The sequence below is a fragment of the Cupriavidus sp. USMAA2-4 genome, assembly GCF_001854305.1.
Taxonomy (GTDB): domain Bacteria; phylum Pseudomonadota; class Gammaproteobacteria; order Burkholderiales; family Burkholderiaceae; genus Cupriavidus; species Cupriavidus malaysiensis.
Map to the genome: position 1 here is coordinate 2,117,254 of NZ_CP017749.1, position 20,200 is coordinate 2,137,453.

A 20,200-nucleotide genomic window follows, 5' to 3' on the forward strand; every position below is an offset into this window, starting at 1 on the left:
GTGGGTTCCGCAAGGCACCGGGAGCACCCACGGAGAAACACTGAAATGCGACGCATCCTTCCGTTCCTGCTCGCGCTGCTGGGCGCGATGATGCCCGCGCTGGCGCACGCCTGGTGGCAGCCAGACTGGGCTTACCGCAAACCGATCACGATCGACGCCGGCCCCCAGGGCGGCAATATCGCTGCCGATCCCGGCCGCATGCCGGTGCTGCTGCGGCTGCACACCGGCAACTTCAGCTTCGAAGGCGTCAACGAGACCGGCGCCGACCTGCGCTTCGTGGCCGCCGACGACAAGACCGTGCTGAACCACCAGGTCGAGCAGTTCGACCCGATGCTGGGCATCGCGCTGGTGTGGGTGGACGTGCCGGCGGTCTCCGCCAGCGGCAAGCAGCAGATCTGGATGTACTACGGCAACCGCAAGGCGCCGGCCGCCGGCAACGGGCAGCGCGTGTTCGATCCGGACTACACCGCCGTCTACCACTTCGGCGAAGCCAATGTGCCGGCGCGCGATACCACCGCCTACGGCAACCACAGCCAGAGTGCGGTCGTCACGCTCGACGGCGCCATCATCGGCAAGGGCGCGCAGGCCGGCGCCGCACCGGTGATCCTGCCGGCCTCGCCGTCCCTGGCCGTCGCCGCCGGCGGCAGCTTCACGTTCTCGGCCTGGGTGCGTCCGGAGAAGCTCGGTCCGCAGGAGGCCATCTACGTGCGCCGCGACGGTGCCGGCGAACTGGTGGTCGGCATCGACCAGGGCGTGCCCTTCGTGCGCGTCAACGGCCAGACCAGCCAGCCGGGACAGCCGGTGCAGGCAGGCCAGTGGTCGCATCTGGCCGTGAGCGCGGACGGCAAGGCCGTGACGCTGTATGTCGGTGGCCGGCCGGCCGCGACGCTGGCCGCCGCGCTGCCGGCGCTGAAGACGCCGGCCTCCATCGGTGCCGATGTCGAGGGCGCGAACGGCGCGGGCGGCGCGCTGGCACGCTTTGCCGGTGCGATCGACGAAGTCCGCGTGTCCAAGGTCGCGCGGCCGGCGGCCCTGCTGCTGGCGGACGCGGTGTCGCAGGGCGCGGAGTCGCGCCTGACGGCCTTTGGCCCCGACGAGCAGCAGGCGGGCAAGAGCCACTTCGGCTTCATCATCGCGGCGATGCCGATCGATGCCTGGGTCGTGGTCTGCCTGCTGGGGGTGATGATGGCGCTGTCGTGGCTGATCATGATCACCAAGAGCCGCAGCTACAGCAGCAACGCACGCGCCAACGCGGCCTTCATGGACCATTTCCGCGAAACCGCCGGCGCGCCGCTGGACCGCCTGGCCGAGAGCGGCCGCGTGCCGGAAGACGTGCGCGCGCAGTCTTCGCTGTGGCGCCTGTACGAGGTGGCGGTCGACGAGATGCATCGGCGCCACCAGCTGGGCTATGACATGAACGCCGTCTCGGATGCCACCATCAGCGCCATCCGCGCGTCGATGGACGGCGCGATGGTGCGCGAGGTCGAGCGCATGGGCGCGCGCATGAACTGGCTGTCGACCACCATCGAGGGCGCTCCCTACGTCGGCCTGTTCGGCACCGTGATCGGCATCATGCTGGTGTTCGTGGTGGCGGCGATGGCCGGCGCCGTCGACATCAACTCCGTGGCGCCAGGCATGGCGGCCGCGCTGCTGTGTACCGCCGCCGGCCTCGGCGTCGCCATCCCGGCGCTGTTCGGCTACAACTGGCTGGCCTCCCGCTCGGAGGGGATCGCCGCCGACATGGCGGTCTTCGTCGACGAGTTCACCACGCGCCTGGCGGAAGAGCAGGGCGAAGGCCGCCGCGTGCCTCATCTGCAGCGGGCCTGACGGGGGCGGACCATGGCATACGCAAGACGATTCGGCACCAAGAAGCGGGCCAGCGGCATCAACATCACGCCCTTCGTCGACGTGCTGCTCGTGGTGCTGGTCATCTTCATCCTGACCAGCAACGCCAGCATTCCTGGCATCAAGGTGGACCTGCCCAAGGCGAGTTCGTCGGTGGCGCTGGAGAAGCCGAAGACCAAGGCGATCACGGTGGACAACTCCGGGCAGGTGTTCCTCGACGCCTATCCGGTGTCGCTGCCGGAACTGGAAGACCGCCTGCGCACCGAAAAGGCGCTGACGCCGGACTTCCCCGTCATCGTGCGCGGCGACGCCGCGGTGCAGTACGCCAAGGTCGTCGAGGTGCTCGACCTGCTGCGCCGCATCGACCTGAACCAGGTCGGCCTGGTGACCGGCAAGCCGGCGTGAGGAGCGCAGCGTGAAACCTCGCGATTCCACAGTCCGGCCCGCCGGCGGCCCGGCCGGCGCGGCGCTCGCGCTGCTGCGCCGGCGCAGCGGCGCGGTGGCCGGCGTGCTCGTGGCCGCCGGTGTCGCCGCGCTGGTCTGGCACCTGCTCACGGATACCGCCAGCGTGCGCCGTGAGGTGGCCGCGACGCCGATGCTGATGCTGCCCCCGCCACCGCCGCCGCCGCCGGAGCCCGAGAAGCTGCCCGAGCCCCAGCCGGAGAAGATCAAGCCGGAAGTCGTCGAGCCGAAGCCGGTGGAGCCGGTGGAGGCGCCGAAGGACGACGCGCCGCCCAGCCCCAGCAAGGATCTCGGCGACGCGGTCACCATCAATGGCGACGCCCAGGCCGGCACGGATGCCTTCGGCATCGGCGCCGGCGGTGGCGGCGGCATGACGGGTGGCGGAGGCGGGCTTGGCAGCCGCTCGTACAGCGCCTGGCTGTCCGGCGCGATGCAGCAGGCCTTCGCGCGCGACGCGCGCACGCGCCAGCTGGCCTTCGACGATGTGCGCATCGACCTCTGGCTCGATGCCGACGGGCGCGCGGTACGCGTGCAACTGGCGCGCGGCACCGGCAACAAGTCGATCGACGATGCCGTGCTCGCCATGCTGCATGACTTCCGGGCGGAGGAGCGGCCACCGGCATCGCTGCGCTACCCGCTTTCCATGGCCATCCGGGGGCGGCGGCCGTGAACGACAAGACTGGCAAGACCGCAGCCGTCCTTCCTTCTCAAGCAACGCACAGACAAAAAATGAACGCAATCGCAATGCAAGCTCCCCGGGAGGAGCAAGCTCGGAGGGCCGCCGCGGCGGCGTCGCCGAGATCGGTGCCGCGCCGGTCGGTGCTGGCCGCCACGCTGGCTGCATCACTGTTCGTGACGGCCGGCGCCGCCCACGCCGAGGCACCCAGGGAGAGCGCCATGGTCAAGCTGATCCGCGGCCTGATCAGCAGCGGCGCGCTCGACAAGGCAACCGGCGAAGCGCTGCTGGCGCAGGCCCAGACCGAGGCATTCGCCTCGCAGCAGGCAGCACAGCAGGCAACGCAGCAAGCAACGCAGCAAGCAACGCAGCAGGCGGCCGCCACGCCGCCGGCCGGCGCGCCGCGCGTCGAGGCGGGCGATGTGCGCGTGCCCTATATTCCGCAGACGGTGCGCGACGAGATCCGCGACGAGGTCAAGGGCGAGGTGATGGCCCAGGCCAAGGCGGAAGGCTGGGCGGCGCCGAACGAGCTGCCGGAGTGGACCAAGCGCATCCACATCGAAGGCGACATGCGCCTGCGCAACGAGTCGCGCTTCTACTCGAGCAACAACAACAACATCCAGATCGACTTTGCCGCGATCAACAAGAGCAGCAACGGCGTCGACGTCAACCCGAACACCAGCGTCGCGCTGCCGCCGCTGCTCAATACGCGCGAGAACCGCACCAACCAGTGGCGCGCGCGGGCCCGCTTCGGCATCTTCGCCGACGTCTCCGACAGCATCAAGGCCGGCGTGCGCGTGGCCGCCAGCAACGACAACAGCCCGGTGTCGACCAACACCACGCTCGGGGGCGGCCTGGCGAAGAAGGACATCTGGCTCGACCAGGCGTGGGTGTCCTACCAGGCGACCGACTGGATGAACGTGATCGGCGGGCGCTTCGCGCCGCCCTTCGTCACCACCGACATGCTGTTCTCGCCGGACCTGAATCTCGACGGCATCGCCGCGCGCTTCGACAAGGACCTGCCGATCAACCGCGACATCAACCTGTTCGGCTCGATCGGCTTCATTCCGCTGGAGTACTCCAACGACAATGCGCCGTCGAACAGCCAGGACAAGATGCACAGCGAGTACAAGTGGCTGCTCGGCGCCCAGGTCGGCGCCAACTGGAAGATCGACAGTGCCAACCGCCTGCGCGGCGCGCTCGCCTACTACGATTTCCACAATATCAACGGCCGCCTGTCGAGCCCGTGCGCGCTCTACGCGGGCGCGACGAGCTGCGATTCCGACTGGTCGCGGCCGGCCTTCATGCAGAAGGGCAATACGCTCATGCTGCTGCGCACTATCGCGTCTAACCCCTTAGATCCCGCTAACACCCCATTGCCGCAGTTCGTCGGCTATGCCTCGAAGTTCCAGCTGTTCGATGTCAACCTGCGCTGGGACACGCGCGTCGCCGGCGTCTACGGCCTGCGCTTCGACGCCAACTTCATCCGCAACCTGGCGTACAACGAAAACGCAATGTTTGCGCGTTCCAACGGCAATATCGTCAACAACTTCGGTGCCGGCGACGTAACGCGCGCCAACTTCAAGAGCGGCCCCAACGCCTACATGCTGCAGGCCACCTTCGGCAAGCCGTCGCCGGCCGCGCGCGGCGACTGGAACGTCATGTTCGGCTACAAGCGCATCGAGCCGGATGCCGTGCCGGACGCGTTCAACGATTCGACCTTCCATGGCGGCGGCACCAATGCGCGGGGCTACTACCTCGGCGGCTCGTACGCGCTGGACAAGAACGCATGGGTGACCGGACGCTGGATCTCGACCAAGGAGGTCTTCGGCCCGCCGCTGTCGATCGATACGCTGCAGTTCGAATTCAATGCCCGCTTCTGAGGAGGGCGTCATGACCAAACCGTCCCCGCGTGCATGGGGCATGTCCGCCGCTGTGATGATGGCCGCCGCGCTCTGGGCCGGCAACGGGCTGGCCCAGCCTGCCCAACCGGCCCAGAGCATGGAGGAACGCCTGCGGGCACAGCTGCGCAACACCACCGCGCAGCTGCAGCAGGCGCAGAACGAACTTGCGGCCTTGAAGGCGGGGCAGTCCGGCCCGGCCGGGGCATCGGCCGGCAAGGACTCGCCGGACGCGCTGCGCAAGGCGCTCGAGGCCGCGCAGGCCCAGCTCGCGACCGAGAAGCAGGCGCGTGAGCGCCTGGAGCAGGGTTCGCGCGCGTCGCAGTCGCAGGCCCAGGCCATCGCCGACAAGGCCAATGCCCAGATCGCGCAGTACCGCAATGCCTATGAGGAGCTGCTGAAGCTGGCGCGCAACGCGGAGGCCGAGCGCAAGCGGCTGGGCGAGGAGAGCGGCGCGCAACGCAGCGCGCTGGCGCTGTGCGAGGCGAAGAACGCCAAGCTCTATGCCGTCGGGCAGGAGATCCTCGACGCCTACGAGAACGTCGGCATCGGCACGGTGATCGCCTCGCGGCAGCCGTTCGCCGCCAAGGCGCGCGTGAAGTACGAGCAGATCGCGCAGGAGTACGGCGACAAGCTCTACGAGGGCAAGTTCGACCCGCGCGCCGCCGCCGCGGCGGCGCCGGCGAGCGCCCCCGCTGCGGCCCCCGCTGCGGCCCCTGCTGCGGCACCGGCGGAACAGGCCGCCCGGCAGTGATGCGATGACGAACCGCTTACCGAACCACAGGAGTTACCAGCATGAATGACCTGAACCAGGACCTGTCCGCGGAAGGCGCCGCCAGCGGGACCCATGACAAGGCCGCCGAGGCCTCGAGCGCGATCCATCGCTTCGTCACGGCGGAGCAGGTGGCCGATGCCATCCGCGCCGCCGGCTGCGCGGTGACGCTGCTGCAGGAGGACGGCGTCACGCGCCTGCACAGCGCCAGCCACGGCATCGGCTACCAGGTACATTGGGGCAATACGCTCGGGCCGGACCAGTACCTCGATTTCACGCTCAGCTGCCCGCTGCGCGTGCAGGGCGGCCCGCTGCCGGACGGCCTGGTCGATGAATGGCATCGCACGCGCAGGCTGGCCCGCCTGGCCACGCACGGCGATTTCCTCGTGCTCGAGATGGATGTGGTGGTCACCGGCGGCGTCCACCTGGACTACCTGTCGGTCGCCATCCGGCTGTGGATCCAGATGATGGGCCAGTTCTTCCTGCATCTGCGCAACTTCCGTGCGGACGGCGCGGGCAGCGCAGGCGGCGCGGAGGGCGTGCTGCCGGAGAACGCCGCCCTGGAACCCGCGCCAGCAGGAGCCGAGCCGGTCTTGCAATGAGCGGCTTCGTGCAGGGCGTCCTGACGCTGGCCAGGCAGGCCGAGCACTCGCGCCGTGCGGAGTCCGCGCGCCAGCGGCAGCGGGCCGCGCTGGTGCGCCTGATCGCCGAAGTCTCGATCGAGTTCGGCATCTCGGCCGAGGAGATCGTGCAGGCGCGCCGCGCCGTGCGCATGCGCACGGCGGGCACCGCGCCGCCGGTGTCCGGCCCGATGCCCGGCCCGATGCCCTGAGGCGCCGCCGGGCCGCCGCCATGCGGGCGGCACAGTCTTGCAGTGGAGTCAGTCATGATGAAGAGAACGAATCGGATCGCGCCGGCACTCGGCGCATGGTTGCTAGGGGCGGCATGCCTGGTAGCGGGCGCCGCGCACGCGCAGGACGAGGTGGTGGCCAGGGGCGCGGGCGCTGCGGTGACGCGGGCCGAGGTGGCCGGGCTGTCGCGCTCGCTGAGCCCGGAAGGCCGCGCGCGCCTGCTCGCGGATGCGGCGGCGCGGGACCAGGTCGTGCGCACGCTGCTGGCGCAGAAGGCGGTGTTGGCCGAGGCGAAGGCCAAGGGCTGGGACAAGCAGCCGCTGGTGCAGGCGGCGATCGAGCAGGCGCAGCGCGAGGTCCTGCTGCAGAGCTACCTGGCGGCGCTCAGCGAGCCGGCTGCGGATTATCCGCCGGAGCCGGAGATCCAGGCCGCCTACGAGCGCAACCGAGCCACCTTCATGGCACCGCGTGCCTTGCACCTGGCCCAGCTCTATGTCGCGCTGCCGCCCGGTGCCGACGCGGCCGCCGTCGATGGCGCGCAGAAGAAGTCCGCCGACCTGGCGCGGCGGGCGCGGGCGCGCGGCGCCGACTTCGAGGCCCTGGCGAAGATGTATTCCGAAGACAAGGCCAGCGCGGCGCGCGGCGGAGACCTGGGATTCGTGCCGGAGACCATGATCCAACCGGCGGTGCTGGCAGCGGCGAACGCGCTCAAGCGCGGCGAAGTGTCGGCGCCGGTACGCACGCCGACAGGCTTCCACGTGCTGAAGCTGGTCGAGGTCCGCGAGGCGGCCCTGCGGCCGCTCGACGAGGTCAGGGCGCAGATCCGGGCCGCGCTGCGCGAGCAGCGCGCGCAGCAGAATGTGCAGGCCTACCTGGCGAAGCTGGCGGCGGCGGACGCGGTTTCCATCGATGACGAGGCATTGAAGAAGGCGCTGGTGCCGAGCCAATGACGGCAGGCCCGGGTGAACGCGCGGGAGCGGGCACGATGATGCGGCGAAGGAAGAGGGACGGCGGGCCGGCAGGCGGCGCCGCAGCGCTGGCGGCGGCCTGGGCGACGGCGCTGGCCCTGGCCGCGGCGGGCGGCTTCGCGCCCGCGGCCGCCCATGAAGTGGCGCCCGCCTTGCCGAACTTTGCCGCGCTGGCCAGGCGCTACGGCCCCGCCGTGGTGAACATCGGCGTCACGCGTGAAGTGGCGCAGGTGGGCATCCAGCTGCCCCCCGGCATCGAACCCGGCCATCCGCTGGCCCCGTTCCTGGCGCGCCGCGTCATCGGCAACCGCGAGGAGGTCAGCCTGGGCTCGGGCTTCATCGTCAGCGCCGACGGCTACATCCTGACCAACCGCCACGTGGTCGGCGACGCCGATGCGGTGACGGTCAAGCTGACCGACAAGCGCGAGTTCAAGGCCAAGGTCGTCGGCGGCGACGCGCTGTCGGACGTGGCGCTGCTGAAGATCGATGCGGACCACCTGCCGGTGGTGGTGGCGGGCAGCGCCGGCAGCACCGAGGTCGGCGACTGGGTGATGGCGATCGGTTCGCCTTACGGCTTCGCCAACTCGGTCACGAGCGGCATCGTCAGCGCCAAGGCGCGTTCGCTGCCCGGCGAGTCCGGCATCCCCTTCCTGCAGACCGATGTGCCGATCAACCCGGGCAGTTCGGGCGGGCCGCTGTTCGACCTGGACGGCCGCGTGATCGCCATCAATTCGGCGATCTATTCGAGGACGGGAGGCTACCAGGGCCTGTCGTTCGCGATACCGATCGACGTGGCCATGGACGTCAAGGCACAGCTGCTCGGCACCGGCAAGGTCAGCCGCGGCCAACTGGGCGTGACGGTGCAGGAGGTGACGCAGGCCCTGGCGCGCTCCTTCGGGCTGGCGAAGCCGGACGGGGCATTGATCAGCGCGGTGCAGGCGGGTGGCCCGGCCGCGGCGGCCGGCCTGCAGGCCGGCGACGTGGTGCTGGCGGTCGACGGCGCGTCCGTGCGGGATGCCGCCGACCTGCTGGCGACCGTGGCCAGGATCCGGCCCGGCCGCCAGGTCGATCTGCAGGTCTGGCGCGGAGGCGCTGCCAGCCAGGTGAAGGCCGTCGTGGGAGCCCTGGAAAGCCCGGCCGGCAGCGCGCCGGGCGCGCCGACGCCGCAGTGGCTGGGCATGACACTGCGGCCGCTGACGCCGCGCGAGCAGCAGCGCGTCGGCGTCGACCACGGGCTGCTGATCCAGCAGGTCAGCGGGCGCGCCGCGCGCGACGGGATCGCACCGGGCGACATCGTGCTGTCGCTCAACGCGCGCCCGGTGGCGACGCTGGAGCAGTTCGCCGAACAACTGCGGCAGGCGGGTGGCAACGCCGCCCTGCTGATCCAGCGCGGCCGGACGCGGCTGTACCTGCCGCTCGACCTGGGCTGAGCGGGGATGCCGGCCGCCGGCACGGCGCTTCCGTGCGGTATATTCCGTCCTTCGACAACACGTTCAAGCAAGCGCAAGCGCAAGAGCAAGCGCAAGATCAAGCGGCATGGCCAAGAAATCGATTCGCGTCGCGCATGTGGCGATACCCGGTGACCTGAGCGTCCTGAAGCTGAAGGGGCATCTGAAAACCGCGCTGGCCGAGGCGGCGGAGGGGTCCGGCGACCAGGAAATCCTGCTGGTCAAGGTGCTGGTGCCACGGGCATTGGGCCTGAAGGCCGGGGAAAAGCTGTTCGACAAGGTCCTGCAAGGGATTGTCGACAAGGATGCGCGCGTGTATCGGGTATCGGTCGAGTTCATCGACGGCGAAGTGACGCCGGAGAGGATTTCGGAAAGCCTGGCACGGGCGCAGAAGGAAATCGACGCCTACGGGCACCTGCTGCAGGAATCGGCGGACGACCAGCCACCCGGCTGATGCCCCGGCGGCGAGATCCCGCTGCCCGGTAGCCGCTGCCCGGTGCGGTATCCTAGCGGGTTTCCCGACCGCTACCTGGCAGATTGATGCCCCTGATGCACCATTCCGACGACTCTTCCGCAGCGGAGGAGGTCTCCGCAATCCACCAGCCCCGGCTTTGGCAGGACAAAGGCTGGACCGCCCGCGTCATCAAGAACGAGGATGGCGACGGATGGGCGGTCGAGATGATCCAGGACGGCAGCGCCGAGCCGGCGCTGGTCGGCCCCTGGACCATGGGGCGCAACAAGGTCGACCCGAAGCCGCTGGATGCAGCGGCCTTCCAGACGCTGGTCAAGACCGCCAGCGAGGTCATCCGGCGCCATGAGCAGCAATTGCATGCCCGCCTCAACAAGCAGTGCCAGATCGAGACCGAAGCGGGAACCGTGAGCGTCAGGCTCGCCGTCACGCCCGATGAGTACGAGCCCTTCGGCACGCTGACCGCCGTCGACCCCTATGGCGATGTGATCGCGAGCGTCAAGGTGCCTGCCGATTTCCGCCTGACGCGCGAGAGTGCCGGCCGCTGGGCCGACAGCGGCTTCGGCAAGATCGGCCGGCGCGGCTGAGGGCAGATCGATGCAGGCATCCACCGCGTCGTGCGGGCGATGCCTTGGGCCGGCCGAGCCAACGACGCCGTGATGCCGGACACCAGCCCTCTATCCCTCTATCCCTCGATTTCTCGATTTCTCAAGCGCCCGCCGAGCCGCATGCGGACTGGATCTTCCCGATCAGGCCGAGCAGCAGCGACGCATACCGTGATACCGCGCGCTTGCCGCCGGGCTTGGGCGGAAAGCTGATATTGAGCCCGTACCACAGCTGGTCAGGACCGCGGAACGCCGCGCCGACGGCGGTGAGGTGTCCCGGCTGGTAGTCGGCCGTGCAGTATCCGAGCGACTGTGCCTGGGCGATACCACGGCTCAGCTCCCGCTCGACCGCCGGCCAGGCGTCGCCGGCCTTCTCGGCGATGCGCTCCAGGATCGCGCCGCGCACCGCCGGCGGCACGGCGGCCAGCCATGCCATGCCGATCGACGTCTGCTCGATCGGCACCCTCGTGCCCGGCTCGACGCGGCGCGTGCGCGACACGCTGTCGACGCTGTGGCGTACCGCGGCCAGGTAGACCATCGCGGTCTGGTCGGGCACGGCCAGGCCCACGTTGACCTTCTCGGCGTCAGCGATCTCGTGCATCAGCGGCAGCGCGACGGCCGGCACCACGGTGGCGTGGTGGAAGGCATCGGCCAGGCTGACGACCACGACCGCCAGGCGGTAGGCGCGCTCCGTGGTGTCGTAGAGCAGGAAGCCGCCGTCCACCAGGGAGCGCGTCAGCCGGCTGACCGTCGGCCGCGGCAGGCCCGTGCGCGCCGCCAACTCCGCGTTGCTCAGGCTCGATGACCCCACCCGGAACGCGCGCAGCAGGCGCAGGCCACGCTCCAGCGACTGGCTGCCGTCGGTCTGCCGCGTAAAGCTGCCGGTGCGCTGTGTCAGCGCGCGGCTGGAGGGCGCGACCGCGGCGGCTTCCGCCGCCGTGGCGGGGCGGGGAGCAGGGGAAGGGGCAGCAAGGGTCCGGCGGCGCGGGGCAGGCATGGGGAGACGGTTCGGCGTGGTGCGATGCGGGATGCCTGGGTCGTGAGCAATTTCGGTATCCGAAATTGCAGTGTAGCGCAGTGACACGTAGCGGCGAATACTGTGCGCGTCCTTGTTCCCCGGAGCGCTACGCCATGGCCTTGGCATCTTCCCCCGATCTCAGCGTGACACGCGACCAGCATGTCGCGCGCATCGAGCTTTCCCGTCCCCCCCACAACTTCGTCGACGCCGATCTCATGCGCCGGCTTGCCGAGGCACTGTTCTGTCTCGACGAAGAGGAGAGCTGCCGCGCCATCGTGCTGGCGTCGGGCGTGGGCACCTTCTGCGCCGGCGCGGACTTCAGCGGCACGGCACAGGCCGGCGCTTCGGGCGCTTCGGGCGCTTCGGATGTCTCACGCGATCCGTCGGCGTTCTACGAACAGGCCATGAAGCTCTACCGCAGCCGCAAGCCGATCGTGGCGGCGGTCGAAGGCGCCGCCATCGGCGCGGGCCTCGGCCTGGCGCTGCTGGCCGATTTCCGCGTCACCTGCCGCGCGGCGCGCTTCAGCGCCAACTTCAACCGGCTCGGCTTCCATCCCGGCTTCGGCATGAGCGTGACGCTGCCGCGCCTGGTCGGCGAGCAGCAGGCGGCGCTGTTGTTCTATACGGGCCGCCGCATCGATGGCGCGGAAGCGGTGCGCATCGGCCTCGCCGATGCCCTGGTCGACCAGGGCGAGGTCCTGTCCCGCGCGACCGCGCTGGCACACGAAATCGCGGCGTCCGCCCCGCTCGCCGTCGAGAGCACGCGCGAGACCTTGCGGCTCGGGCTGGCCGAGCGCGTCGTCGCGGCGAACCGGCGCGAGCTGGAGATCCAGCGCGTGCAGTTCGCCACCGCCGATTTCCGCGAGGGCGTGGCGGCCATGGCGGAGCGCCGTGCACCGCTGTTCCAGCGCCGTTGAGGGAGCCACCGCATGCAAACGAAGAATGCGGCCTGCGCCGGACCGCTCGACGGCATCCGCGTGCTGGACCTGACCTCGGTGGTGCTCGGCCCCCTGGCCACGCAGGCCCTGGCCGACCTCGGTGCCGACGTCATCAAGATCGAAGGGCCCGAGGGCGATCTCATGCGCGCCAATGGCGTGTCGCGCAGCGAGGGCATGAGCTCGATCTATCTCGCGCTCAACCGCAACAAGCGCTCGGTGGTGCTCGACCTCAAGCGCGAGGCGGGCGCGGCAGCCCTGCGGCGCCTGATCGAGGGGGCCGACGTGCTGGTCCACAATATGCGCGTCGCCGCCATCGAGCGGCTGGGCTTCGGCTATGCCGCGGTGGCAGCGATCAACCCGCGCATCGTGTACTGCGTCGCCACCGGCTTCGGGCAGGACGGCCCGCACCGCGACAAGCCGGCCTTCGACGACATCATCCAGGCGGCCTGCGGACTGGTGGCGCTGGGCTCGTCGGGCGGCCGCCCGGAGTACGTGCCGAGCCTGATCGCCGACAAGACCACCGGCATCGTGCTGGCCAATGCCGTGCTGGCCGCGCTGCTGCACCGGGAGCGGCACGGCCAGGGCCAGTCGGTGGAGGTGCCGATGCTCGAAACGATGGCCAGCTTCGTGATGGCCGAGCACCTGGCCGGCCTGACCTTCGATCCGGCTGCCGGGCCCGCCGGATACGCGCGCCTGCTGCAGGGCGGCCGGCGGCCCGTGCAGACCGCCGACGGGTGGCTCTGCGCGCTGCCCTACACCGGGCGCCACTGGAAGGCATTCTTCCATGCGGTGGGGCGCGACGACCTGGCCGAGGCCTACCGCATCGACAGCCGCGCGCAGCGCAATGCCCATATCCGCGACCTGTACCGCCACCTGGGCGAGATCACGCCCACGCGCACCACGTCGGCCTGGATGGCGTTGTTCGAGTCGCTCGACATCCCGGCCACGCCGATCTACGCGCCGGACGACCTGCCCGCGCATCCGCACCTGCAGGCGGTGGGACTGTTCGAGAAGACGACCCATCCCACCGAGGGGCCCTTGCGCGAAATGCGCCCCACGGCGCGCTTCTCGGCCACGCCGCTGGCGCTGCGCCGCCACGCGCCCACGCTGGGCGAGCATACCGAAGAGGTCCTCCGCGAAGCGGGGCTGGAGCCGGGCGAGATCGCCCGGCTCGCCGGCACGCGGGGGACGGTCCGGGACGATACCGACGAGAGAGGAGAACGTTCGTGAATTTCGCACTTGCAGAAGAGCACCAGATGCTGAAGGACCTTGTCGCACGTTTCGTGCGCGAGGAACTGATCCCGCTGGAGGCCGGCGCGCTGGCCCGGGAGGCGGAGAGCGGCCAGCTGACGCTGCTGCAGCACGACCAGGACAGGCTCGACCGGCTGTCGCGCGAGCTGGGTCTGTGGGGCCTCGATGCACCGGCCGAACTGGGCGGCGCGGACCTGCCGGTGGTGGCGATGGTCGGGGTCAACGAGGAGCTTGGCAAGACCATCACGCCGTACGACCTGCCGCCCGATTCGCCCAACCTGCGCATGCTGCTGCGGAGCGCGAACGCCGGGCAGCGCGCGCGCTACCTGGAGCCCTATGCGCGCGGCGAAACGGTGTCGGCCATCGCCATCTCCGAACCGGGCGCGGGCGGCGACCCGGCCATGATGAGCACGCGCGCGGAGCGGGACGGCGACGACTGGGTGCTCAATGGCCGCAAGATCTGGATCAGCCGCGCCGCGCGCGCCGACTGGACCATCGTCATGGCGGTCACCGACAAGGCGCGCGGTGCGCGCGGCGGCATCTCCGCCTTCCTGGTCGATCGCGGCACGCCGGGATTCAAGGTGGAACGCCGTATCGCGATGATCGGTGGTGCCTCCACCTATGAGGTGGTGCTGGAGGATTGCCGCCTGCCGTCCGCGCAGCTGCTCGGCGTGGAAGGACAGGGCTTCGGGCCGATGCAGGCGCGGCTGTCCAGCCGGCGCGTCCAGATGGCGGCCTGGTGCATCGGGCGGGCGCAGCGCGCGCTCGACATGATGTGCGAGTACGCGCTGCAGCGCCGCACCTTCGGCGCGCCCCTGGCGGAACGGCAGGCCATCCAGTGGTGGGTGGCGGACGCCGCCACGCGCATCCACGCCTGCCGCCTGATGACCTACGAGGCCGCGGCGCGCATCGATGGCGGCGACGAAGCGCGCACCCAGGTCTCGATGATCAAGGTGTTCGCCACCGAGATGGCATGGGATGTGATCGACCGCGCGATGCAGACGTTCGGCGCCATGGGCATGACCAAGGAGATGCCGCTGCAGCAGATGGCCAACGAAACGCGCCTGATGCGCATCTATGAAGGCCCGTCCGAAGTGCACCGCTGGGTGATCGCCCGCGACCTGCTCGGGCTCAAGCGCTGACGGCTGCGGCCGGGAGCTGCCTCGCCGGAGGACGGAGCGGCAGGCGGGGCACAGCGCCGCAGGCAAGGCATAGGCAGGACATCAGCAGGACATAAGCAGGACATAAGCAGGACATAAGCAGGACATAAGCAGGACATAAGCAGGACATAAGCAGGACATAAGCAGGACATAAGCAGGACATAAGCAAGACACAGGAGACAAGATGAGCACCATCGACAACGCATCGCGCCGCCGCTTCGTCATCGCGGCCGGCATCACCTGCGCGGCCGGCTTCGCCGGGCTGCCCGCCCCGGCGGCGGCGCAGGCCCCGGCATTCCCCAGCCGTCCCATCCGCTTCATCGTGCCGTTTCCGTCGGGCAGCGGCACCGATATGACGGCACGCGTCTTCGCCAAGAAGATCGGCGAGCTGAGCGGGCAGGGCGTGGTGGTCGAGAACAAGCCCGGCGGCAACGGCTTCATCGGCGTGCAGACGCTGCTCGGCGCTCCCGCCGACGGCTACACGGTATTCATCGGCAGCAACTCGACGCTGTCCACCAATGCCGCCACCTTCCGCAAGCTGCCCTACGATCCGCTCACCGATTTCACGCCGATCACGCTGCTGTCGCGCGGCCCGTGCCTGATCATCGTGCCGGCGAACTCGCCCTACCACTCGCTCAAGGAGCTGGTGGACGACGCGCACAAGCGGCCCGGCGCGCTCAACTACGGCACCGGGTCGGTGTCGTACACCCTGTACAGCGAATGGCTCAACGAGCAGAGCCATATGAAGACCACCGGCGTGCCGTACAAGGGGGCCGGAGATGCCATCAACGGCGTCATGGCAGCGAGCGTCGATTTCGCCGTGGTGGATGCCAGTGGCGCGATCGAGCTGGTCAAGGCGGGCCGGCTGCGCGCGCTGGCCTACACCGCGCCGCAACGCTCGCCGCTGCTGCCCGAGGTGCCGAGCGCCCCCGAAGCGGGGATCCCCGATTTTCTCGCCTACAACTGGGTCGCCGCGGCGGTCTCCGCCAGGACGCCGCCGGCCGTCGCGCAACGGCTGGGAGAGCTGTTCGCGCAGGCGGGCGCCAGCGCGGAGGTCAAGGCCTACTACCAGCGCCAGTCGACCTCGCTGATCCTGTCCACCCCGGCGGAACTGCGGGAGTACCAGAAGACGGAGATCGCGCGCTGGAAGCGCCTGGCATCGATTGCGAAGATCGAACTGCAGTAACGGCGCACCGGCTTGAGCGCGGATGCCCGGGGGCCGCCAGCTGCGGCCCGCCGGGCGCCGGCGCAGGGGAAGGGAGCCGCAGGCGCCATGCGCGTGCGGCTTGCCCTTGGTGCTTCCTCAGTTGCGGCGCTCGAAGGCCAGCTTCAGCCCGAGCCCGATCATCACCACGCCGCTGGTGCGGTGCAGGCCGGTCAGGAAGCGCGGATTGCGCCGGATCCAGTTCGACAGCAGTCCGGCGGACAAGGCCACCGGCCCCTTGACCAGGAAGGTCAGGCACGCGAAGACGAGGCCCAGCGCGAAGACGCCGAGGGTCGGATGGGCGGCGTCCGCATGCACGAACTGCGGCAGGAAGGCCAGGTAGAAGATCGCCACCTTGGGGTTGGAAAGATTGGACATCGCGCCTTGCGCGAAGGTGCGCAGCGGCGAGTGCGCGCGACCGGCATCCGCCGTCACTTCCAGGGTGCCGGACGATCGCAGCAGCCCGATGCCGAGATAGAGCAGGTAGGCGGCGCCGACCAGCTTGAGCGCGGTGAACAGCCATTCGGACGCCTGCAGGATGGCGCCCAGGCCCAGCGTGGCGAGAATGGTGTGACCGATGAGGCCGACGCTGACGCCGGCCGCCGTGACGAGGCCGGCCCGTGTGCCGCGCGCCAGCGTGCGCGACATCACCAGCACCATGTCCTGGCCCGGCGTGGCGATCACCAGCAGAGAGGTGAGGATGAAGACAGACCACGACACTTCCATCATGAAGATCCCTTGTTGAGCGGTCAGCCGGCGAGCGGCTGGCGCCGCCCGTTGCGGGCCGGCGCGGTTGCTTTGGACGACGCATTATGCGCGCTCGGTGCGGATTGCGCTGAGGTGCGCCACGGGGCACCCCGGCGCGGGGGGCAGGCTGCGGCGTCGTTCGGACAGCGGAGGGGGCGTCGATGGCGGGCGACCGCGGCGCGGCGCGGCGGGCCAGCACCGGCGCCGCCCCGGCCTGATTGTTTCTGCCAATGTTTTTGTCCCAATCGGCGATTGGCGACGCCGCGCCCCCGGCGCACACTGCATCGCGTGGGCCGGCCGGCCGGCGCGGTGCCGGAGGCGGCCCGACGCGGCACGGTCCCGTCGCCGGCCGCCAGCACAGGAGACCCTCGATGACCCAGATGAAACGCGCCGTCCACGTCGTCGGCGTCGGCATGATTCCCTTCACCAAGCCGGGTGCCTGCGATCCCTACCACGTCATGGGCGCGCGGGCGGCGCGGCTGGCGCTGGAGGACGCGGGCGTCGACTACCAGCATGTGCAGCAGGCCTATGTCGGCTATGTCTACGGCGACTCCACCGCCGGACAAGCCGCCATCTACGGCGTCGGGCTGACCGGCATTCCCGTCTTCAACCTCAACAACAACTGTTCCAGCGGCTCCAGCGCGCTGTTCCTGGCGCGCCAGGCGGTGGAGAGCGGCCTGGTGGAGTGCGCGATCGCGCTCGGCTTCGAGCAGATGGTGCCGGGCGCGCTCAAGGGCGCCTACGACGACCGGCCCTCGCCGATGGCGCGCTTCGTCGACACCATGACCGCGCAGCAGGGCTACCAGCCGGACGCGCCGCGCGCGGCGCAGTTCTTCGGCGGCGCGGGGCAGGACTACATCGAGCAGTACGGCATCCGTGCCGACACCTTCGGCCGCATCTCGGTCAAGGCGCGCCAGCACGCGGCGCGCAATCCGCTGGCGGTGTTCCGCCAGACGCTGACGCTGGAGGAGGTGATGGCCTCGCCCACGGTGTTCGGCCCGCTGACGCGCTACCAGTGCTGCCCGCCGACCTGCGGCGCGGCCGCCGCCATCGTCTGCTCGGAGCCGTTCGCGCGCAAGCACGGCCTGGACCGTCGCGTGGTGATCGCGGCCCAGGCCATGACCACCGATACGCCGAGCACCTTCGACAGCGGCGACATGCGCAAGGTGGTGGGCTACGACATGACGGCCGCGGCCGCGCGCCAGGTCTACGAGGCCGCCGGCGTGGGACCGGAGGATCTCGACGTGGTGGAGCTGCACGACTGCTTCAGCGCCAACGAGCTGATCACCTACGAGGCGCTCGGCCTGACGCCGGAAGGCACGGCGGAGAAGTTCATCGTCGACGGCGACAACACCTACGGCGGCCGCGTGGTGACCAATCCCTCGGGCGGGCTGCTGTCCAAGGGGCATCCGCTCGGCGCCACCGGCCTGGCGCAATGCGCCGAACTGGTGTGGCAGCTGCGCGGCCAGGCCGACCAGCGCCAGGTGGCGGGCGCGCGCAACGCGCTGCAGCACAACCTCGGCCTGGGCGGCGCCTGCGTGGTCACGCTGTACCAGGCAGCGTGAGGGCGGCGTGATGATCGACACAGACGACAAGGACAGGAGGCAACGATGACTCGCAAACTCGAAGGCAAGGTGGCGCTGGTTTCCGGCTCCGGACGCGGCATCGGCCGCGAGATCGCTCTCAAGCTCGCCAGCGAAGGCGCGCGCGTGGTGATCAACGACCTCGACGCGGCACCCGCGGAACAGACCGTCGCCGACATCCGCGCGGCCGGCGGCGAGGCGGTGGCCTGCGTCGGCAGCGTGACCGAGGCCGGCTTCGCCGACCGCTTCGTCAAGCAGGCGCTGGACAGCTTCGGCGGGCTCGACATCATCGTCAACAATGCCGGCTACACCTGGGACAACGTGGTGCAGAAGATGAGCGACGAGCAGTGGGAAGCCATGCTCGCGGTGCACCTGACCGCGCCGTTCCGCATCCTGCGCGCCGCCTCCGGCTTCATCCGCGAGGCCGCCAAGCGCGAGGCCGAGGCTGGCCGGCCGGTGTTCCGCAAGGTCGTGAACATCTCCTCCACCTCGGGCGTGTACGGCAACGCGGGGCAGGCCAACTACGCCGCCGCCAAGGCCGGCATCAACGGCCTGACCCGGGCCATGGCCAAGGAATGGGGGCGCTACAAGGTCAATGTCAACAGCGTCGCCTTCGGCCTGATCATGACGCGCCTGACCGAGGCCGCGGCCGACGCCGATGCCAGCATCGACATCGCCGGCCAGCAGATCAAGGTGGGCGTCAACCCGCAGGTGCTCAAGAATGCCGAGGCGCTGATCCCGCTGGGGCGCGGGGGCACGCCGGAGGAGGCGGCCGGCGCGGTCTACATGTTCTGCATCCCGGAGTCCAACTACGTCAGCGGCCAGGTGCTGGTCTGCGGCGGCGGCCGCCCGTGAGCGCGGCGGCGACCTGCCGCCGGGTCACACCGGCAGCTGGTCGCGCCTGGTGGAATTGCTCTTCTGCCATGCAGAACGAAAAACGGCATCCGGCCTTCCGCGCTGCGCTGTCTCGGCTAGACTACCGCCTGCACAGCGGGGACACACCTGCCTCGCAAAGCACTACGGAGACAAGCAGTGACGAACCAAGAGCAATCCCAGGATCTCGACTTCCCGCTGGAAGGCGTGCGTGTACTCGACCTGTCGCGCGTGTTCGCGGGGCCGCTGTGCGGCCAGGTGCTGGCCGACTTCGGCGCCGAGGTGATCAAGGTCGAGCACCCCGGCCGCGGCGACGATACGCGTGACTGGGGCATGCGCATCGGCAAGACCGAGACCACCTACTACAACAGCATGAACCGCAACAAGCGGTCGATCACGCTGGACCTGCAGAGCCCGGAAGGCGTGCAGATCGTCTATGACCTGCTGCCGCAGTTCGACGTGGTGATCCACAACTTCAAGACCGGCGGCGCCGAGAAGCTGGGCCTGGGCTACGCGCAGCTCAAGGCGATCAAGCCGGAGCTGATCTACTGCGCGGTGTCGGGCTACGACAGCAGCGGCCCGGAGGCCAAGCGGCCGGGCTACGACCTGGTCATCCAGGGCGAGGCCGGCCTGATGGCGCTGAACGGCGAGGCCAGCCAGCCGCCGCTGAAGTTCGGCGTGGCGGTGGTGGACCTGATGACCGGCATGTACGCCGCGCAGGCCGTGCTGGCGGCGCTGTTCCGCCGCGAGCGCACCGGCAAGGGCCGCCTGATCGAGATGGCGCTGTACGACTGCGGCGTCATGGTGACCGGCTATTACGGCCTCGATGCCATGCTGCTGGGCCGCGATCCGGCGCGCTATGGCAATGCCCACCCGTCCATCGTTCCCTACGGCATGTTCGATGCCGCGGACGGTCCGCTGATCATCGCGGTGGGCAACAACAGCCAGTTCGAGAAATTCTGCCGCCAGGTGGTCGAGCGCCCCGACATCGTCGAGGACCCGCGCTATGCCACCAACGTGGAGCGGGCCCGGAACCGTGAGACGCTGACACCGCTGATCACCGGCGTGATCCGCGGCTTCGCCCGCGACGTGCTGCTGGAGCGCATGTCGGCCTGCGGCATCCCCTGCGGCAAGGTGGCGGGGCTGCACGAGGCGCTGACCAGCGAGCGCACGCGCCGCGGCGGCCTGCTGCGCGAGATGCCGCATCCGGTGGCGGGCAGCACGCACGTGTTCGCGCCGCCGTACCGGCTGGACGGCCAGCGCCTGCCGATCCGCAGCGCGCCGCCGACGCTGGGCGAGGGCACGCGCGCGGTGCTGCAGCAACTGCTGTCGCTGAGCGACGCGCAATTGCAGGACCTGCAGGCGCGCGGCGTGCTGACGCTGCCGGAGGGCCAGGCGGGCGCCTGAGGGCCCGCTTGCGGACCGCCTT

At 70.0% G+C, this 20,200-nt stretch carries 20 protein-coding genes; 18 read left to right on the forward strand and 2 right to left on the reverse strand.

Going from position 1 to position 20,200, the window contains the following annotated elements:
• Nucleotides 1-45 precede the first annotated feature (45 nt).
• From BKK79_RS29250 to BKK79_RS29300, 11 genes are all read left to right on the forward strand, one after another.
• Nucleotides 46-1,827 (forward strand): DUF2341 domain-containing protein, encoded by a 1,782-nt coding sequence (locus BKK79_RS29250; RefSeq protein WP_071039560.1) that lies wholly within the window; start codon nucleotides 46-48, stop codon nucleotides 1,825-1,827.
• 12 nt (nucleotides 1,828-1,839) lie between these two features.
• A complete protein-coding gene (locus tag BKK79_RS29255; protein WP_071021575.1) occupies nucleotides 1,840-2,250 on the forward strand; it encodes an ExbD/TolR family protein in 411 nt (136 codons plus the stop codon).
• A 10-nt stretch (nucleotides 2,251-2,260) separates the two neighbouring features.
• A complete protein-coding gene (locus BKK79_RS29260) occupies nucleotides 2,261-2,977 on the forward strand; it encodes an energy transducer TonB (RefSeq protein ID WP_071039561.1) in 717 nt (238 codons plus the stop codon).
• A gap of 134 nt (nucleotides 2,978-3,111) precedes the next feature.
• Entirely contained in the window at nucleotides 3,112-4,866 is a 1,755-nt protein-coding gene (locus tag BKK79_RS29265) for a putative porin (protein WP_232346347.1), read from the forward strand.
• 10 nt (nucleotides 4,867-4,876) lie between these two features.
• On the forward strand, nucleotides 4,877-5,638 hold the full coding sequence (locus tag BKK79_RS29270; protein ID WP_084085317.1) for a hypothetical protein: 762 nt from the start codon (nucleotides 4,877-4,879) through the stop codon (nucleotides 5,636-5,638).
• Nucleotides 5,639-5,679: 41 nt separating this feature from the next.
• Entirely contained in the window at nucleotides 5,680-6,258 is a 579-nt protein-coding gene (locus BKK79_RS29275; RefSeq protein ID WP_071039563.1) for a YbjN domain-containing protein, read from the forward strand.
• Complete coding sequence (locus tag BKK79_RS29280; protein ID WP_071039564.1) at nucleotides 6,255-6,488, forward strand: hypothetical protein; 234 nt, start codon at nucleotides 6,255-6,257, stop codon at nucleotides 6,486-6,488. Before BKK79_RS29275 ends, BKK79_RS29280 begins: the two co-directional genes overlap by 4 nt.
• A 54-nt stretch (nucleotides 6,489-6,542) precedes the next feature.
• Entirely contained in the window at nucleotides 6,543-7,457 is a 915-nt protein-coding gene (locus BKK79_RS29285) for a peptidylprolyl isomerase (protein ID WP_071039565.1), read from the forward strand.
• 38 nt (nucleotides 7,458-7,495) lie between these two features.
• Nucleotides 7,496-8,905 (forward strand): Do family serine endopeptidase, encoded by a 1,410-nt coding sequence (locus BKK79_RS29290; RefSeq protein WP_442873307.1) that lies wholly within the window; start codon nucleotides 7,496-7,498, stop codon nucleotides 8,903-8,905.
• A 106-nt stretch (nucleotides 8,906-9,011) separates the two neighbouring features.
• A complete protein-coding gene (locus BKK79_RS29295; RefSeq protein WP_071021556.1) occupies nucleotides 9,012-9,377 on the forward strand; it encodes a hypothetical protein in 366 nt (121 codons plus the stop codon).
• Nucleotides 9,378-9,472: 95 nt separating this feature from the next.
• Nucleotides 9,473-9,979, forward strand: coding sequence for a hypothetical protein (locus tag BKK79_RS29300; RefSeq protein WP_071040433.1), 507 nt, complete (start codon nucleotides 9,473-9,475; stop codon nucleotides 9,977-9,979).
• Nucleotides 9,980-10,100: 121 nt separating this feature from the next.
• Here the strand turns inward: BKK79_RS29300 and BKK79_RS29305 are convergent, their stop codons facing one another.
• Entirely contained in the window at nucleotides 10,101-10,994 is an 894-nt protein-coding gene (locus BKK79_RS29305; protein WP_084085319.1) for an IclR family transcriptional regulator, read from the reverse strand.
• 134 nt (nucleotides 10,995-11,128) lie between these two features.
• On the opposite strand from BKK79_RS29305, the gene BKK79_RS29310 reads away from it, so the two are divergent.
• The 4 genes from BKK79_RS29310 to BKK79_RS29325 all read left to right on the forward strand — a co-directional run bounded on the left by BKK79_RS29310 (nucleotide 11,129) and on the right by BKK79_RS29325 (nucleotide 15,550).
• On the forward strand, nucleotides 11,129-11,932 hold the full coding sequence (locus BKK79_RS29310; protein WP_198173339.1) for an enoyl-CoA hydratase/isomerase family protein: 804 nt from the start codon (nucleotides 11,129-11,131) through the stop codon (nucleotides 11,930-11,932).
• A gap of 12 nt (nucleotides 11,933-11,944) precedes the next feature.
• Nucleotides 11,945-13,183 carry a CaiB/BaiF CoA transferase family protein gene (locus BKK79_RS29315; protein ID WP_071021553.1) on the forward strand — a complete coding sequence of 413 codons (1,239 nt, stop codon included), beginning with the start codon at nucleotides 11,945-11,947 and terminating at the stop codon, nucleotides 13,181-13,183.
• Nucleotides 13,180-14,346, forward strand: a complete 1,167-nt coding sequence (locus BKK79_RS29320) for an acyl-CoA dehydrogenase family protein (RefSeq protein WP_071021551.1) — start codon at nucleotides 13,180-13,182, stop codon at nucleotides 14,344-14,346. The genes BKK79_RS29315 and BKK79_RS29320 overlap by 4 nt, the downstream gene beginning before the upstream one ends.
• A gap of 202 nt (nucleotides 14,347-14,548) precedes the next feature.
• Nucleotides 14,549-15,550 carry a tripartite tricarboxylate transporter substrate binding protein gene (locus tag BKK79_RS29325; protein WP_071021548.1) on the forward strand — a complete coding sequence of 334 codons (1,002 nt, stop codon included), beginning with the start codon at nucleotides 14,549-14,551 and terminating at the stop codon, nucleotides 15,548-15,550.
• 117 nt (nucleotides 15,551-15,667) lie between these two features.
• Here the strand turns inward: BKK79_RS29325 and BKK79_RS29330 are convergent, their stop codons facing one another.
• On the reverse strand, nucleotides 15,668-16,297 hold the full coding sequence (locus BKK79_RS29330) for a LysE family translocator (protein ID WP_071039567.1): 630 nt from the start codon (nucleotides 16,295-16,297) through the stop codon (nucleotides 15,668-15,670).
• 398 nt (nucleotides 16,298-16,695) lie between these two features.
• Between BKK79_RS29330 and BKK79_RS29335 the strand changes: the two genes are divergently transcribed.
• The 3 genes from BKK79_RS29335 (at nucleotide 16,696) to BKK79_RS29345 (ending at nucleotide 20,178) form a co-directional block, all read left to right on the forward strand.
• Nucleotides 16,696-17,880 carry a lipid-transfer protein gene (locus BKK79_RS29335; protein WP_197524083.1) on the forward strand — a complete coding sequence of 395 codons (1,185 nt, stop codon included), beginning with the start codon at nucleotides 16,696-16,698 and terminating at the stop codon, nucleotides 17,878-17,880.
• Nucleotides 17,881-17,925: 45 nt separating this feature from the next.
• Nucleotides 17,926-18,753, forward strand: a complete 828-nt coding sequence (locus BKK79_RS29340) for an SDR family NAD(P)-dependent oxidoreductase (protein ID WP_071039568.1) — start codon at nucleotides 17,926-17,928, stop codon at nucleotides 18,751-18,753.
• 177 nt (nucleotides 18,754-18,930) lie between these two features.
• A complete protein-coding gene (locus BKK79_RS29345; protein WP_071021536.1) occupies nucleotides 18,931-20,178 on the forward strand; it encodes a CaiB/BaiF CoA transferase family protein in 1,248 nt (415 codons plus the stop codon).
• Nucleotides 20,179-20,200: the final 22 nt, after the last annotated feature.